We start from the raw sequence: 527 nt of genomic DNA, 5'->3' as shown, positions 1-527 counted from the left end.
GTTGCAGTACAATTTTGTCCTTGGTTACCCCCCGGAGCAGTAGCGGTTAGGGTATAGGTTCCAGCCACTAATCCAGTATTAGCCACTACTTCATTATTAGAGTTTGTAATAATTACTGTTGCACCAGCACTATTGGTAACCGCAATTGAACCATCTGCTTCTCCGTAGCAAGAAGTGTTAGTTGGTACTCCACTAACAGAAATAGCCACTTCAGGTTGTGTGATGGTCACCTGAGCTGTTGCAGTACAATTTTGTCCTTGGTTACCCCCCGGAGCAGTAGCGGTTAGGGTATAGGTTCCAGCCACTAATCCAGTATTAGCCACTACTTCATTATTAGAGTTTGTAATGACTACTGTTGCACCAGCACTATTGGTTATAGCAATAGAACCATCTGCTTCTCCGTAGCAAGAAGCGTTAGTTGGTACTCCACTAACAGAAATAGCCACTTCAGGTTGTGTGATGGTTACGTCTTGAGTAGTGTTACATCCATTAGCATCTTTAATGGTAATGGTATAAGAACCAGCATT

At 43.1% G+C, this 527-nt stretch carries 1 protein-coding gene; it reads right to left on the bottom strand.

All coding sequences use genetic code 11. The annotated features are described in order from the left end of the window. Window positions 1-527: hypothetical protein (locus AC4FRF_RS17500; protein WP_491161579.1), on the bottom strand; the 527-nt coding region annotated here is incomplete at both ends.

This window comes from Flavobacterium sp. ST-158, assembly GCF_058309975.1.
This window is presented reverse-complemented; position numbering and strand designations above follow the sequence as displayed.